The sequence below is a fragment of the Ruegeria sp. CG8 genome, from assembly GCF_056537165.1.
Genome location: NZ_JBQFRA010000003.1, coordinates 401,190 through 416,972 on the forward strand (window position 1 = coordinate 401,190; position 15,783 = coordinate 416,972).

General features: G+C 64.3%; 14 protein-coding genes. 7 read left to right on the plus strand and 7 right to left on the minus strand.

What is annotated here, in order from left to right; translation table 11 throughout:
- The first annotated feature begins 4 nt into the window (after positions 1 to 4).
- Entirely contained in the window at positions 5 to 370 is a 366-nt protein-coding gene (gene gcvH, locus ACR0EF_RS12125; RefSeq protein ID WP_093964179.1) for a glycine cleavage system protein GcvH, read from the plus strand.
- Positions 371 to 544: 174 nt separating this feature from the next.
- A complete protein-coding gene (gene gcvP, locus ACR0EF_RS12130; protein ID WP_170372931.1) occupies positions 545 to 3,400 on the plus strand; it encodes an aminomethyl-transferring glycine dehydrogenase in 2,856 nt (951 codons plus the stop codon).
- Between the two features lie 39 nt (positions 3,401 to 3,439).
- Here gcvP and ACR0EF_RS12135 read toward each other — a convergent pair whose 3' ends face one another.
- Positions 3,440 to 4,720 carry a cytochrome-c peroxidase gene (locus ACR0EF_RS12135; RefSeq protein ID WP_170372932.1) on the minus strand — a complete coding sequence of 427 codons (1,281 nt, stop codon included), beginning with the start codon at positions 4,718 to 4,720 and terminating at the stop codon, positions 3,440 to 3,442.
- Between the two features lie 6 nt (positions 4,721 to 4,726).
- On the opposite strand from ACR0EF_RS12135, the gene ACR0EF_RS12140 reads away from it, so the two are divergent.
- Entirely contained in the window at positions 4,727 to 5,197 is a 471-nt protein-coding gene (locus ACR0EF_RS12140) for a tetratricopeptide repeat protein (RefSeq protein ID WP_005980315.1), read from the plus strand.
- A 40-nt stretch (positions 5,198 to 5,237) separates the two neighbouring features.
- Here ACR0EF_RS12140 and ACR0EF_RS12145 read toward each other — a convergent pair whose 3' ends face one another.
- Genes ACR0EF_RS12145 through ACR0EF_RS12170 form a run of 6 tightly spaced genes read right to left on the minus strand, consistent with a single transcriptional unit; the run spans position 5,238 to position 10,814 of the window.
- A complete protein-coding gene (locus ACR0EF_RS12145) occupies positions 5,238 to 6,299 on the minus strand; it encodes a TRAP transporter substrate-binding protein (RefSeq protein ID WP_170372933.1) in 1,062 nt (353 codons plus the stop codon).
- Positions 6,300 to 6,324: 25 nt separating this feature from the next.
- Complete coding sequence (locus ACR0EF_RS12150; RefSeq protein ID WP_170342091.1) at positions 6,325 to 7,614, minus strand: TRAP transporter large permease; 1,290 nt, start codon at positions 7,612 to 7,614, stop codon at positions 6,325 to 6,327.
- The gene (locus tag ACR0EF_RS12155; protein WP_005980318.1) at positions 7,615 to 8,202 is read right to left on the minus strand and encodes a TRAP transporter small permease; all 588 of its coding nucleotides are present in this window, start codon (positions 8,200 to 8,202) and stop codon (positions 7,615 to 7,617) included.
- Between the two features lie 52 nt (positions 8,203 to 8,254).
- The gene (locus ACR0EF_RS12160) at positions 8,255 to 8,773 is read right to left on the minus strand and encodes a flavin reductase family protein (RefSeq protein ID WP_170372934.1); all 519 of its coding nucleotides are present in this window, start codon (positions 8,771 to 8,773) and stop codon (positions 8,255 to 8,257) included.
- Positions 8,770 to 9,660, minus strand: a complete 891-nt coding sequence (locus tag ACR0EF_RS12165; protein ID WP_170372935.1) for an aldo/keto reductase — start codon at positions 9,658 to 9,660, stop codon at positions 8,770 to 8,772. Before ACR0EF_RS12165 ends, ACR0EF_RS12160 begins: the two co-directional genes overlap by 4 nt.
- Positions 9,660 to 10,814, minus strand: coding sequence for an LLM class flavin-dependent oxidoreductase (locus tag ACR0EF_RS12170; protein ID WP_170370183.1), 1,155 nt, complete (start codon positions 10,812 to 10,814; stop codon positions 9,660 to 9,662). Before ACR0EF_RS12170 ends, ACR0EF_RS12165 begins: the two co-directional genes overlap by 1 nt.
- Before the next feature lie 104 nt (positions 10,815 to 10,918).
- Here ACR0EF_RS12170 and ACR0EF_RS12175 point away from each other — a divergent pair, with 104 nt between their 5' ends.
- The 4 genes from ACR0EF_RS12175 (at position 10,919) to serA (ending at position 15,745) form a co-directional block, all read left to right on the plus strand.
- Positions 10,919 to 11,629, plus strand: a complete 711-nt coding sequence (locus ACR0EF_RS12175; protein WP_170370181.1) for a GntR family transcriptional regulator — start codon at positions 10,919 to 10,921, stop codon at positions 11,627 to 11,629.
- 13 nt (positions 11,630 to 11,642) lie between these two features.
- Positions 11,643 to 12,743: a Gfo/Idh/MocA family protein gene (locus ACR0EF_RS12180; RefSeq protein ID WP_170372936.1), complete on the plus strand. Its 1,101-nt coding sequence runs from the start codon at positions 11,643 to 11,645 to the stop codon at positions 12,741 to 12,743.
- Positions 12,744 to 12,925: 182 nt separating this feature from the next.
- Complete coding sequence (locus tag ACR0EF_RS12185) at positions 12,926 to 14,080, plus strand: phosphoserine transaminase (RefSeq protein WP_170372937.1); 1,155 nt, start codon at positions 12,926 to 12,928, stop codon at positions 14,078 to 14,080.
- A 69-nt stretch (positions 14,081 to 14,149) separates the two neighbouring features.
- On the plus strand, positions 14,150 to 15,745 hold the full coding sequence (gene serA, locus ACR0EF_RS12190; protein WP_170372938.1) for a phosphoglycerate dehydrogenase: 1,596 nt from the start codon (positions 14,150 to 14,152) through the stop codon (positions 15,743 to 15,745).
- Positions 15,746 to 15,783 lie beyond the last annotated feature (38 nt).

Consider the following 15,783-nt stretch of genomic DNA (forward strand, 5'->3'; position numbering starts at 1 on the left):
CAGCATGGCAACCTATTATTCCGAAGAACATGAATGGCTGACGGTCGAGGGCGACACGGCCACGCTGGGAATCACCAAGCATGCGGCCGAGCAGCTGGGCGAGGTGGTGTTCGTCGAGCAGCAGGACGTGGGTGAAGAGTTTGCGAAGGACGGCGAGATCGGGGTGATCGAATCCGTCAAGGCGGCCTCCGAGATTTATGCCCCGGTCGATGGCGAGATCCTCGAGGTGAACGAGACGCTGGCCGACAATCCGGGCGCTTTGAACGAGGATCCCGAGGGCGAGGCGTGGATCTACAAGATCAAGATCACCGATGCCGCGCAGCTGGAAGATCTGATGGATGAGGCCGGCTACAAGGCATTCATCGGGTAAACCCAAACAGAGTCCCGTCTTGGGGCTCCATCGTTTTGACAAATGCCGCCGAATTTGGGCTCCGCCCGTTCGGGCCTGAAACTGTCCACCGGACAGTTTCCGGGACGGCCCTTACTCCCCGCCGGAGGCTCCCGCAGTCTCCGCCGGGCCTGACCTATTCATGGGAGCGCTGCAATGGCCTTCAAACTGACCGACTACGAAGCCTATGACTTTGCCAACCGCCGCCATATCGGTCCCAGCCCGACCGAGATGCGCGACATGCTCAAGGTAATCGGCTTCAAGACGCTGGACGATCTGATCGACGCCACCGTCCCGCCCGCGATCCGGCAGAAACAGCCGCTGGACTGGGGCCCGGCGATGACGGAACGCGACGCGCTCTACCACATGAAGAAGGTGGCGGGTAAGAACAAGGTTCTGACCTCGCTGATCGGTCAGGGCTATTACGGCACCACCACGCCTGCGCCGATCCTGCGCAACATCCTGGAAAACCCGGCCTGGTACACCGCCTATACGCCCTATCAGCCCGAGATCAGTCAGGGCCGGCTCGAGGCGCTGTTGAACTTCCAGACCATGGTCAGCGACCTGACCGGGCTGGACGTGGCCAACGCCTCGCTGCTGGACGAGGCGACCGCAGCGGCCGAGGCGATGGCGATGGCCAAGCGCGGTGGCCGGTCCAAGGCCAACAACGCGGCCTTCTTCGTGGACAAGAACTGTCACCCGCAGACCATCGCGGTGATCAAGACCCGGGCCGAGCCTTTGGGCATCGACATCAAGGTTGCCGACCCTGACGAGCTGGATGCGGGCGCGGTGTTCGGTGCGATCTTCCAGTATCCGGGCACCTATGGCCATGTGCGCGACTTCACCGCCGAGATCGCGGCGCTGCATGAACACAACGCCATTGCCATCGTGGCCGCCGACATCCTGTCGCTGGCGCTGCTGAAATCGCCGGGCGAGATGGGCGCCGACATCGCCGTGGGCTCGACCCAGCGCTTCGGCGTGCCGATGGGCTTTGGCGGGCCGCACGCCGCCTACATGGCCACCACCGACAAGCTGAAACGCGCGATGCCGGGCCGGATCATCGGCGTCAGCATCGACAGCCGCGGCAACAAGGCCTATCGTCTGGCGCTGCAGACCCGCGAACAGCACATCCGCCGCGAGAAGGCCAACTCGAACGTCTGCACCGCGCAGGCGCTGCTGGCGGTGATCGCCTCGATGTATGCCGTGTACCACGGTCCCGACGGCATCAAGGCGATCGCCCAGTCGGTGCACCGCAAGACCTCGCGCCTGGCGGCCGGGCTGGAAGAACACGGCTTCAAGGTCGAACCCGAGGTGTTCTTCGACACCATCACGGTCGAGGTCGGCCCGCTGCAAAAGACCGTCATGGAGGCGGCGGTAGCCCGAGGCGTCAACCTGCGCAAGGTGGGCGAGACCCGCGTCGGCATCAGCCTGGATGAACAGACCCGCGCCGAGACGATCGAAGCGGTCTGGGGTGCCTTCGGCATCGACAAGAAGGACGACAGCTCGAACAAGCAGTATCGCCTGCCGGACTATGCGCTACGCGAGACGCCCTATCTGACCCACCCGATCTTCCACAAGAACCGGGCCGAAGCCGAGATGACCCGCTACATGCGCCGCCTGGCCGACCGCGACCTGGCGCTCGATCGGGCGATGATCCCGCTGGGCAGCTGCACCATGAAGCTGAACGCGACGATCGAGATGATCCCGGTCACCTGGCCCGAGTTCGCCAACATGCACCCGTTCGTGCCGGAAGATCAGGCGCAGGGCTATCACGAGATGATCGCCGACCTGAATGACAAGCTGTGCCAGATCACCGGCTATGACGCGATCAGCCAGCAGCCCAACTCGGGCGCGCAGGGCGAATATGCGGGCCTGCTGACGATCCGCAACTATCATATCGCCAACGGGCAGGGGCATCGCAATGTCTGCCTGATCCCGACCTCGGCGCATGGCACCAACCCGGCCTCGGCGCAGATGGTCGGCTGGCAGGTGGTGCCGGTGAAGGCGGACGCGAAGGGCAACATCGATCTGACCGACTTCCGCGAGAAGGCCGAGAAACACTCGGACAACCTGGCCGGCTGCATGATCACTTACCCCTCGACCCATGGCGTGTTCGAGGAAACGGTGCAGGAGGTCTGCCAGATCACCCATGACCACGGCGGTCAGGTCTATATCGACGGGGCCAACATGAACGCCATGGTGGGCCTGTCGCGCCCCGGCGACATCGGCGGCGACGTCAGCCACCTGAACCTGCACAAGACCTTCTGCATCCCGCATGGCGGCGGCGGCCCCGGCATGGGCCCGATCGGGGTCAAGGCGCATCTGAAGCCCTACCTGCCGGGTCACCCGGAATACGGCACCGCCGTGGGGCCGGTCTCGGCGGCGCCCTTCGGTTCGCCCTCGATTCTGCCGGTCAGCTGGGCCTATGTGCTGCTGATGGGCGGCGCGGGTCTGACCCAGGCGACCAAGGTGGCGATCCTGAACGCCAACTACGTCGCCGCGCGCCTGCAGGAGGCCTATCCGATCCTCTACACCTCCGAATCTGGCCGGGTGGCGCATGAATGCATCCTCGACACCCGCCCACTGGCCGAGGCCGGCAACATCACCGTCGACGACGTGGCCAAGCGGCTGATCGACAGCGGCTTCCACGCGCCGACCATGTCATGGCCGGTGGCCGGCACGCTGATGGTCGAGCCGACGGAATCCGAGCCCAAGGACGAGCTGGACCGGTTCTGCGACGCGATGCTGTCGATCCGCGCCGAGGCGCAGGACGTGATCGACGGCAAGATCGACCCCGAGAACAACCCGCTGAAGAACGCCCCCCACACCGTGCGCGACCTGGTGGGTGAGTGGGACCGACCCTACACCCGCGAACAGGCCTGCTTCCCGCCGGGATCGATGGGCGTCGACAAATACTGGTCGCCCGTCAACCGCGTCGACAACGCGTACGGCGACCGGAACCTCGTATGCACATGCCCGCCGATGGAGGCTTACGAAGAAGCCGCCGAATAATAACACCAAAACCCCCGCCCGATCCGGCGGGGGTTTTTCTCAGGGCTTGAAGCCCGCGGGCACGCCAAAGGGCGGCGTCTCCACGCTGGTCCCGGTCAGGGCGTGCAGGAACGCCACCAGCTGCGCGATTTCACCGTCGCTCAGGTCAACTGGCGTGATATCGAGCTTGGCGCGTTGGCGCGCCATCTCGAACCGGTCTTGCCAGACGACGAAATCGCCCTGTTCCAGCCACGGCACCTTGGGCAGCGCGGCCTGATCGGTCGTCCAGCGTGACAGGCTGGTTGCCGGGTTCAGGTGGTGGCGGATGATCCCTTCGAGGTCGGGAAAGGCGCCGTTGTGGCCGTAGGGCGCCGTCAGCGCCACGTTGCGCAGCATGGGCGTGCGGAACCGGTAGGCGTCCTCCAGCCGGTCGCTTTCGCCCATGCGACCCACGTCGCGGGCATAGGCGTCCCATTGTCGGGTGCGGCCGGGGCCGAATGGCGGCAGGGCCAGCGCGTGGAATTTCTGATCCGACAGCAGCGGCCCCGAATGGCAGGTGGCGCACCGCGCCTTGCCGTAGAACAGCTGCATCCCGGCCTTCTGATCAGGGGTCAGGGCGGTCTCGTCTCCGGCCAGGTACTGGTCGAACGGGCTGTCGGTGCTGCGCCATTCGATGGCCATGAAAGCGGCCAGAGCGTTGGCGACATGGGTGATGGTGATGTCCTCGGTGCTGTCCACGTCGTCAAAGGCGGCCACCATCGCGGGGCCGTATTTCGGGTCGGTCCGCACCCGTTTGGCGATGATCGGCCAGCCCTTGTCGATCCGGTCATGCACGGCGCCTGTAACTTCGTTCTCGGCCACGTTCCCGGCCATTTCGAACTGAGCGGTCAGCGGAAACAGCGCCTGCGCGGCCAGCAGTGAATTCAGCCCTTCGGGCAGCCATTCCTGCGCGGGCGAGTTGAACCCGTTGCCATAGACGTCCGACAGGCTGAGCCGCCCGTCATGGAACATCGTGTGGATGTCGCGCGCGCCCAGGTTCCACAGGCCCGGCGCGTTGCGCGGGATGCGCTTGCGGATGCGGTCCGCCCCGGTGCCGGGCGTGCGGTCGGGGCCAAGGCCCTGGCCGCCCTCGCCGATGCCAAGCGACAGGCCGTCGGAGGTGCCGAAATCGGGGTGGTGGCAATGGGCGCAGCTGATGTTGCGGTTGCCCGACAGGATCGGGTCATAAAATAGCTGGTGACCGATCGCGGCCTGTTCCCTATCAAAGAACAGAAAGTCGTCATCGGTCAGGGGCGAGGGCAGGTCCTGCGCCCAGGCCGCCCCGCAAAACAGGAGACCCACCGCACCATGCGCCAGCTTGTGCTTGCCCTTTGTCTTGCCGCTACGCCCGTCTGGGCCGAACTGGAACAGGCCCGTGACCTGATGGAGGCAGGCGAGTTTGCCGCCGCGCGCGAACAGCTTCTGCCGGCGGCCCGGTCGGGCAACGCCGAGGCCGAGGAGCTGATCGGCGTGATGTACGGCCTTGGCCTTGGGGTCGAGCAGGATTACGAACGGGCGTTCGAATGGTATCTGCGTGCCTCGATGAAGGGGCACCCGGGCGCGCAATCGGGTGTCGGGTGGTATTACGAGCTGGGCCTGGGCCTGCCTGCGCCCGATCTGGTGCGGGCCTACATGTGGTACACGCTCAGCGCCATCGGCGGCGACCCCGATGCGGCGATCAGCCTGGAAGAGGTGGTGAAGAAGATGACGCCCGAACAGATCGAAAAGGCCCATGTGCTGGTCAATGACTACAAGGGGTGGATGTACCCCTTTCGGTAAAGGCGGGCCGGGATGACGCGACACCCCGGCCCGAACCGTATCAGTTCAGGTCGGCGGCGCGTTCCGCGTTGATCTCGGCCTCGGCCTCGGCCACGGCCGCGGTCAGAGCGCCATAGATCTCGTCCCCGCGCGCGACGTTCTGCTGGAACCAGTCATAGACCGGGGTCGCGGCCTGCTTGAACGCCTCTTTTTCCTCGGGGGTCGGCACGTACAGGTCGCCGCCACCGGCCACGAAATCCTCGTAGGCCCGGATCGACTTGCGCTTGGGCGAGGCAAAGGTGGCCTGCTGCAGCGCATAGAACCCATCGACGACGACACGGCGCAGATCTTCGGGCATTTCCTGGAACTTGGCGTTGTTCATCCACCACAGCGCGCCCATATAGGCGTGCCCGTCCAGCGTGACATATTGCAGGCCGGCATCGGGGAACTTCATGCCCATGATGTCGGTGATGCCGTTCTTCGAGCCGTCAACCACGCCGGTCTGGAAGCTGGTGAACAGTTCCGGCCACGGGATCGGAGTGGGCGAGGCGCCCAGGGCCTTGACCAGTTCCTGCGGCAGGTCTGCGACCACGGTGCGGATCTTCAGCCCGTCCATGTCGGACGGCTGGGTCACGCGGCGCTTGGTGTTGGCGAAGTTGCGCCAGCCGCCGGTGTTGCCGATGGTCATCAGACGGATCGCGCCGCCCGAATCTTCCAGCGCCATTTCGCGCATCTTGCGGGTGAAATCACCCGACAGGACCCGCTCGGCGATGCGGTCGTCCGCCATCAGATAGGGCAGGTCCAGAACCTGTACGTAAGGGAAGATGCCCGAGGCCCCGCCCGAGGTCGAGATGTAGATGTCGATGGTGCCGTCGGCCACGCCCTGCAGGCATTCGGCGCCGTTCGAGCACAGCTGCGTGCCGATGAACAGCTCGACCTCGATTGCGCCGTTCGAGGCGTTCTCGACGAAGTTCTTGAACACGACCAGGCCATCATAGTCCTCGTCGTTTTCGTTCGAGTTGGCGGTGGCGCGCAGCGTATAGTCGGCCGCCGAGGCCGCCAGCGCCGAGGCCGCCACCAGCGACGTGGCGAGTGCTGTGGTTTTGAAGAATGTTCTGAGCATGCGTTTCCTCCCTGTGGTACTCAGTCTAGTTTGCAAATCCCGTCAAACGCGGGATCGTCATGGATATTGCGGGGACATAGGTGATCAGGAAGATCACCGCGATTTCGACGGCCAGGAACGGCAGGATCGCCTTGGCGATGGTTTCCACCCGTTCGCGTGACACGGCGGCGGCCACGAACAGCACCAGCCCCATGGGCGGCGTGGCCAGGCCAACGGTCAGGTTGACGCTCATGATGATGGCGAAATGGATCGGGTCGACCCCCAGGCTGGTGAAGATCGGGCCCAAGATCGGACCCAGGATGATGATCGCCGGACCGGCATCCAGGAACATGCCTACGACGAACAGCAGCAGGTTGATCAGGAACAGCAGGATCAGCGGGTTTTCCGATAGTCCGAGGATCAGCGCGGCCAGTTGCTCGGGCGCGTGGCTGAGGCTGACCACGGTCTTGAACGCCATCGCCGCCCCCACCAGCAGCAGAACCACGGCCGAGGTCATACCCGCATTGCTGAGAACGTCGGGCACCTCTTTCAAGGTCAGCGTGCGCAGCACGAAAAACCCGATGAGGAAGGCATAACCCACCGCGACGGCGGCGGCCTCGGTCGGGGTGAAGATGCCGCCCAGAATGCCGCCCAGAATGATCACCGGCGTCATCAGCGGGAAAAAGGCCTTGAGGCTGGCCTGACCGCGCTCGGGCCAGGTGTATTTGCGGCTGGCCACCGGGAAATCATACCGGTTGGCCATGACCTTGATCATCAGCATCAGGCCGATGCCCACCATGACACCCGGCACAATGCCGGCCAGGAACAGGGCCGCGACGCTTTCGCCCATGACATAGGCATAGATGATCATGATCCCCGAGGGCGGGATGATCGGCCCGATGACCGAGCTGGCGGCGGTGATCGCGGCGGCGAATTTGCGGGTATAGCCCTGCTTCTCCATTGCCGGGATCAGCATCGAGCCCAGCGCCGAGGTATCGGCCACCGCCGAGCCCGACAGCCCCGCGAAGAGGATCGAGCTGAGCACGTTCACATGCGCCAGCCCGCCGCGCAGATGCCCCATCAGCGCCTGGCTGAACTCGACCAGACGGATGGTGATGCCGCCGCGGTTCATCAGTTCTCCGGCCAGCATGAAGAAGGGGATAGCCATCAGCGGGAAGCTGTCCATCCCGTTGTAGACGTTGCGATAAAGCAAGGTGATGTCGTTGGTCTGGCCGTTTAGCCACAGCAGCAGGCCGGGCGCGGCCAGCAGCGCGAAAAAGACCGGCAGGCCGATCAGCAGAAACACCAGAAAGACGGGCAGGAACCAGACCAGCATCTATTCGGCCCCCACGGCGGCTTCGGGGATCTCGGGCAGCAGGTCACCGCCGCCCAGCATGGTGATGATCGACCGCAGGATCAGTTCGATGTTGACCGACAGCAGCAGGATCACGCCCACCAGCAGGGAGGCCATCATCCAGCTGCGCGGGATCCGGTACCATTCGTCAAAGCCCAGCGAAGTGGGCAGGTACAGCGCTGCGGTGGCGAAACGCCCGCCAAAGCCCGTGACCTCGGACCAGCCGATGCGTACGGCGACCACCAGAACCGTCAGGCTGAGCAGCAGCAGAAACAGGTTCAGCAACTGGCCGGGTACGCGCGGCAGAAAGCGGACCAGCATGTCGATGGCCACGAACCCGCCGCGCCGGAAGGCGGTGGGTGCCATCAGGCCGGTCATCCACAACATGCAGAACCGCGCGGCCTCGTCAGGCCAGGGCAGGGCGTTGCCCAGAACGTATCGGAAGAACACCTGGATCAGGATCGCGATCACCATGAAGGCGATCGCAACGACACCAACCGCGCGGCCCAGACGCAGCGCGGTTTCGTTCACGAATGCAATCGGCGCAAGCACCGACGTCAATCCGCCCATGCGGTTCCTCCCTGTTCAGGCCGCGGGTTTGGCCCGCGACCGTGTCCCGCGCTTATCGGTGCGCGAATTGGCCGAGCTTGCCGGCGTAAAAGGTCAGCGCGTCTCCGTCCGCCATGCTGGCCCGCAAGACCTTGCCCACCACGATAACGTGATCGCCCGCATCGTGATACGCATGTTGTTCACATTCGAACCGCGCCAGGCATCCGCGCAGCAGCGGCGTTCCGTTTTCGCAGCGGTCGTGGTCGATGTCGCGCAGGGCAAAGGCGTCTTTCGAGCAGCCAAAGCACAGCTCGGCCTGGTCGGCCGAGAGAACATGAACACTGAAATGACGCGCCTTGTGAAAATAGGGGAACCGGCGCGAATTCCGGTCGCCGGCCCACATCACCAAAGGCGGGTCCAGCGACAGCGAGGAAAAGCTGTTGGCCGTGATGCAGACCGGCCCGTCGGGGCTGTCGCAGGTCACGACGGTGACGCCGGTGGCGAACCGGCCGAAAGCGTCCCGCAGGGTGCGGGTGTCGTCCTTGTGCGGAATGAAGGTGCGCGCCATGTCGTTCGAGAATGCGTTCATCATGGTACCTCATGCCCCAGCGCCGCCTCGTAGAGGCGGAACCAGGCTTCACGATCCAGATTGACTTTCAGGGCGTCCGAAATGCGCTTGATGCGGTCCAGGCTGTTGGTGCCCAGAACCGGCAGGATGCCGGCCGGATGGGCCAGCAGGAAGGCCACGGCCACCGCGGCCCGGTCGACGCCGAACTGCGCGCCGATCTCATCCGCGACCACGCCCACCGGAGGATTACCCGCCATCAGCGCTCCGCCGCCCAGCGGCGACCACGCCATCACCGGGTGGCCGTGCTGCTGGTGAAAGGCCAGATCGCCATTGGTGAACGGAGCGATCGCGCCCAGAGAAATCTCGATCTGGTTGGTCACCAGCGGGGTCTTCATGGCCGATTGCAGCAGTTGCCAGTCCCAGGGGCGGAAATTCGACACGCCCACTGCGCGGACCTTGCCGCTGGCCACGACCTCGTCCAGCGCGGCGCCGGTTTCATGGTGGTCCATGAACGGGTCGGGGCGGTGGATCAGCAGCAGGTCGATATGGTCGATCGCCATTTCCCGCAGCGAGGTGTCGACCGATTTCAGGATGTGCGCGCGCGAGGTGTCATAGTATTTCACCTTGGCATCCGCATAGCGCCCGCAGGGGGCGACGATGTCGCATTTGGTGACGATCTCCATCCGGTCGCGCAGGCCGGGATTGGCGCGCAGGGCGTTGCCCAGAATCGCCTCGGCGCCATAGTCGCCATAGATGTCGGCCTGATCGAAGCTGGTGATGCCCTGATCCAGACAGGCGTGGATTTTGGCCGCCACATGCGCGGCCGAGGTGTCGCTGTCATCGCCCAGCCGCCACATGCCATAGACAAGGCGGCTCAGTTCCAGGGTGTCGGAAAGCTTGATACGTTGCATCAACGACGAACTCCGTTGCCCAGCGGCGTCGCCGGGGTGTCAGCAGGAACCCTTCCATAGGCTTCGGGAAGGGAACAGGTTTTCAGATGCGGCATCACGCGGGTGCCGAAATGGCGGGCCTCGTCCATATGCGGATAGCCCGAGAAGATGAAGGCGCGGATGCCCATCTTCTGATACTCTTCGATCTTCGACAGCACCTGGTCGGTCGACCCCACCAGCGCCGCGCCGCAGCCTGACCGCGCCCGGCCGACGCCCGTCCACAGGCCCGGCTCGACATAGCCGTACTTGTCGGCCAGCTCGCGGTTCCTGGCCTGATGCGAAACACCGAGCGACGTGGCGTCCAGCGCCCGTTCGCGGATCGCGCGGCCGTATTCGTCATCCAGTTTCGACACGATGTAGTCGGCGTATTCCTTGGCCTCGGCCTCGGTATCGCGCACGATCATGTGCACCCGCAGGCCATAATCCAGCGTGCGGCCGTACTCGTCGGCCACCGCGTGCACGGCGTTCATCCGCTCGGCCAGTTGGTCCTTGGTTTCGGGCCACATCAGATAGACGTCGCAATGCTGGCCGCACAGCTTCAGCGCATCGGGCGAATAGCCCCCGAAATACAGCAGCGGCCCGCCGGTCTGATAGGGTTTGGCCGGATCAGTCGTCAGACCCGAGAAATTGTAGACCTGACCCTGGTAATTGATCTCATCCTGTGTCCAGGCCTGTTTCAGAATCTCGACCACCTCGCGCGAGCGCTGGTAGCGATAGCCGCTCTCGGCCTTTTCCCCCGGAAAATCCGACGAGATGATGTTGACCGTCAGCCGCCCCTTCAGCATGTGATCCAGCGTCGCGATGGTGCGCGCCAGCATGATCGGCTGCATCTCGCCGCAGCGCACGGCGGCCAGCAGGTTGATCTTTTCTGTGATCGGCGCGCAGCCGGCGACAAAGCTCAGCGTGTCCTGCCCCACCTGATACGAGGACGGGCACAGGATGTTGCGGAAGCCCTGCGCCTCGGCCTCTTTCACGATGCCCGAGCAATGTTCCCAGCTGGAGCGCAGATCGCCGTCGGGCACGCCGAGAAACTGATAATCGTCCGAGCACAGCGCCGCGAACCACGAAACCTCGGCCGCATCCAGATCGGGGGATGTGATGGGGACGATCGTCATCTGATTCTCTCTCCTGCCGGGCTCAACTTTTCTCTTGCGTAGCAACCACATTGATGTAGATCAATAGTGTATCAATTTTTTCTGCGACCAAGTGAAGCGCCCGCGTGCCCCCATCCAACAGAAACTCCAACGCCCTGCCGATCTATGTGCAGATCGCCGAGCTGCTGATCCGCGATATCGCCGCCGGCCGGCTGATCGATGGCGAGCGTCTGCCGCCCGAACGGGACATGGCGGCGCAGTTGAACGTCTCGGTCGGGACGCTGCGAAAATCGCTCGCCGAGCTGGAAAAAAAGGGGATGCTCGAGCGGATCCAGGGCTCGGGCAACTATGTGCGCGAGACCGGAACCCAGAACAGCGTCTATGCCATGTTCCGGCTGGAACTGCCCGAGGGCGGCGGCCTGCCGCGCGCCGACATCCTGTCGGTCGATCACCTGGACAAGCCCGCCGACCTGCCCGATTTCGGCACCGCTCGGTGCGGGTCGCGCGTGCGGCGGATACGCTATCTGAATGACACAATCATCGCGGTCGAGGAAATCTGGCTGGACGAATCAGCCGGTCTGATCGACCGGCGGCTGCTGTCGGACTCGCTCTATCGCTATTACCAGCAGCAACTTGGGTTCTGGATCACCCGCGCCGAGGATCGGGTTTCGGTCGGTCGGCTGCCCGATTGGACCCCCGCGAACTTCACCCGGCCGGCGGGCGAGACCGTCGGTTACATCGAGCGGTTCAGTTGGTCGGAACGGCCTGAACCCGTCGAGTTTTCGAAAACCTGGTTCGACCCGGACCGGGCAACTTACGTCCAACGACTGAAATGACGAGGAAACGCGCATGACCCGGACCATCAATTACGGGCTGATCGGATGTGGCATGATGGGGCAGGAACACCTGCACAACATCGCCTTGCTGGAGGGCACGCAAGTGGCCGCCATTTTCGAACCCGACCCCGAGATGGCGCGCGCCGCGCAGGCGATTGCGCCGGGGGCCAGGATGGTGCCGTCGCTGCAGGACCTGCTGGCGGTCGAGGCGCTGGACTGCCTGGTCATAGCCAGCCCCAACCATCTGCATGTGGATCAGATCGCCCAGATCGCCGAAACGCGTCCCTTGCCCCTGTTGGTGGAAAAGCCGCTGTTCACCAACCCCGACGATGCGGCCCGTCTGGCCGAGATCGAGCGCAGCTATCCCTGTCCGATCTGGGTGGCGATGGAATATCGCTACATGCCGCCCATCGCCGCCCTGATCGCCGAGGCGCAGGACACCAGCGGCGGGGTCAAGATGCTGAGCATCCGCGAACACCGCTTTCCATTCTTGGAAAAGGTCGGCAACTGGAACCGGTTCAACCGCAACACCGGCGGCACGTTCGTCGAGAAATGCTGTCATTTCTTCGACCTGATGCGCCTCATCCTGCAATCCGACCCGGTGCGCATCAGCGCCAGCGGCGGGCAGGCCGTGAACCATCTGGACGAAACCTATGACGGCGAAACGCCCGACATCCTCGACCACGGCTATGTCAACATCGATTTCGCCTCGGGCGCGCGGGCGATGCTGGAACTGTGCATGTTCGCCGAGGGCGCGCGGTATCAGGAGGAAATCTCGGTCGTCGGCCCCAAGGCCAAGATCGAGGCGCTGGTCCCCGGGCCGGGCCGGTTCTGGCCCGAACATCTGGGCGCGCCGCCGGTGCCGCAGCTGATCGTCAGCCCGCGCGACCCCAAGGGCCCTGTCGCCCGCGACATTCCCGTCGACCCGCGCCTGCTGGCGGCGGGCGACCACAACGGCTCGACCTTCTATCAGCACCAGGGCTTTCTGGCGCTGGTGCGAGGTGAGCGCGACGCCCCGGATGTCAGCCTGACCGACGGCATGTGGGCAGTACGCATGGGTCTGGCGGCGCAGCAATCGCTGGCCACGGGCGAAACCGTCCGGCTGGATCGCTGAGGTCTTTCTGCGGGTGCAAAATGCGCCGATCGGAAACCTGTGTTCCGATTTGGCGTCACCGCCCGTGTCGTTTTTGATATTCAAAGCGTCTTTTCCGCTTGCCCGCCCAACCGCGGCCCCCTAGGTCTGGCCGCGGGACACCCCTCCCCAACGAGGGGCGTATATCTGGAAGGGTAACACCAATGACCATCGAACGACCGGCAGCGCGGCCGGCCAATCCGCGTTTTTCCTCGGGCCCCTGCGCCAAACCCCCTACATTCGAGCTGAACAAGCTGGCTGGTGCCGCGCTGGGCCGATCGCACCGCGCCGCCGTCGGCAAGGACAAGCTGAAGGCCGCCATCGAAGGCACGCGCGAGCTGCTGGGCATTCCGGCCGACTATCGCATCGGCATCGTTCCGGCCTCGGATACCGGCGCGGTGGAAATGGCGCTGTGGTCGCTGCTGGGCGAACGCAAGGTCGAGATGCTGGCCTGGGAAAGCTTTGGCGCGGGTTGGGTTACCGACGTGGTCAAACAGCTGAAGATCGACGCCGAGGTGAAAACCGCCGATTACGGGCAGATCGTCGATCTGGCGTCCATAGATTTCAACAATGACGTGGTCTTTACCTGGAACGGGACCACCTCGGGCGTGCGGGTTCCGAATGGCGACTGGATCGCCGATGACCGCGCCGGCCTGACCATCTGCGACGCCACCAGCGCCGCTTTCGCGATGGACCTGCCCTGGGACAAGCTGGATGTCACCACCTTCAGCTGGCAGAAGGTTCTGGGTGGCGAGGCCGCGCATGGCATGCTGATCCTCAGCCCCCGCGCGGTCGAGCGGCTGGAAAGCTATACCCCCGCGTGGCCGCTGCCGAAGATCTTCCGCCTGACCAAGGGTGGCAAGCTAATCGAGGGCATCTTTACCGGCGCAACCATCAACACGCCGTCGATGCTGGCGGTCGAGGATTACCTGTTCGCGCTGAACTGGGCGCGCTCGGTCGGCGGGCTGCAGGGCCTGATCGCCCGCGCCGATGCCAACACGCAGGCGATTCTCGAGTTCTGCGACCAGAACGACTGGATCGACAACCTGGCCGAGGACCCGGCCACCCGGTCGAACACCAGCGTCTGCCTGAAATTCACCGATTCGCGCATTCGCGACGGCGCAAGCTTTGCCAAGGCGGTCGCCACGCGGTTGGAGGCCGAAAACGTGGCGCTGGACATCGGCGCGTACCGCGATGCGCCGGCCGGGCTGCGCATCTGGTGCGGCGGCACGGTCGAGACGTCCGACATCCAGGCGATGCTGCCCTGGCTGAAATGGGCGTTCGAGGCCGAGATCGCGGCACAGGCCGAAGCCGCCTGACCCCTTTCCCCCGACAAGATCCGGGCCGCGTACGGCCCGGAGTTATCATCCCATTCAAGGACCACGCACATGGCCCCCAAAGTACTCGTATCCGACAAGCTCAGCGAAACCGCGGTTCAGATCTTCCGCGACCGCGGCATCGACGTGGATTTCATGCCCGACGTGGGCAAGGACAAGGAAAAGCTGGCCGAGATCATCGGCAACTATGACGGCCTGGCCATCCGCTCGGCCACCAAGGTCACCGAGAAGATCCTGGAAAAGGCCGACAAGCTGAAGGTGATCGGCCGCGCCGGCATCGGCACCGACAACATCGACAAGGACGCGGCCTCGAAAAAGGGCGTGATCGTGATGAACACGCCGTTCGGCAACATGATCACCACCGCCGAGCACGCCATCGCGATGATGTTCGCCGTGGCGCGCCAGATCCCCGAGGCCAATGCCAGCACCCATGCGGGCAAGTGGGAAAAGTCCAAGTTCATGGGGGTCGAACTGACCAACAAGACGTTGGGCGTGATCGGTGCCGGCAATATCGGCGGCATCGTCTGCGACCGGGCGCAGGGCCTCAAGATGAAGGTCATCGCCTATGACCCCTATCTGGGCCAGGAAAAGGCCGACAAGATGGGCGTGGAAAAGGTCGAGCTGGACGAGCTGCTGGCGCGGGCCGATTTCATCACCCTGCACGTGCCGCTGACCGACCAGACCCGCAACATCCTCAGCCGTGAGAATCTGGCCAAGACCAAGAAGGGCGTGCGCATCATCAACTGCGCCCGCGGCGGTCTGGTCGATGAAGAGGCGCTGGCCGAACTGATCCAATCCGGCCATGTCGCCGGCGCGGGGTTCGACGTGTTCAGCGAGGAACCGGCCAAGGAAAACCCGCTGTTCGGCCTGCCCAACGTGGTCTGCACCCCGCATCTGGGTGCCGCGACCACCGAAGCGCAGGAAAACGTGGCGCTGCAGGTGGCCGAGCAGATCTCGAACTATCTGCTGACCGGCGCGGTCGAGAATGCTCTGAACATGCCCAGCGTCACCGCCGAAGAGGCCAAGGTCATGGGACCTTGGATCAAGCTGGCCGGCCATCTGGGCAGTTTCATCGGCCAGATGACCGACGAGCCGATCAAGGCGATCAACATCCTGTATGACGGCGTGGCGGCGCAGATGAACCTGGTGGCGCTGAACTGCGCGGTGGTGGCGGGGATCATGAAACGCTCGAACCCCGAGGTGAACATGGTCTCGGCCCCTGTCGTGGCCAAAGAGCGCGGCGTCAAGATCTCGACCACCAACCAGGACAAGTCGGGCGCCTTCGAGGGCTATATCAAGGTGACCGTGGTGACCGACAAGCGCGAACGCTCGATCGGGGGTACCGTGTTCAGCGACGGCAAGCCGCGCTTCATCCAGATCAAGGGCATCAACATCGATGCCGAGGTCGGCGCGCACATGCTGTACACCACCAACGAGGACGTGCCGGGCATCATCGGCACCCTGGGCAAGACCATGGGCGAGCATGGCGTGAACATTGCCAACTTTACCCTGGGCCGCGCCCAGGCGGGTGGCGAAGCGATCGCGCTGCTGTATGTTGACGAGCCGGTTCCGGCCGAAGCCCGCGCCAAGCTGGCTGAAACCGGGCTGTTCACCCAGATCAAGCCGCTGGAGTTCGACGTGGTCTGATCCGGCAGGACCCGGATGAAAGCGATTGACGCCTGCAC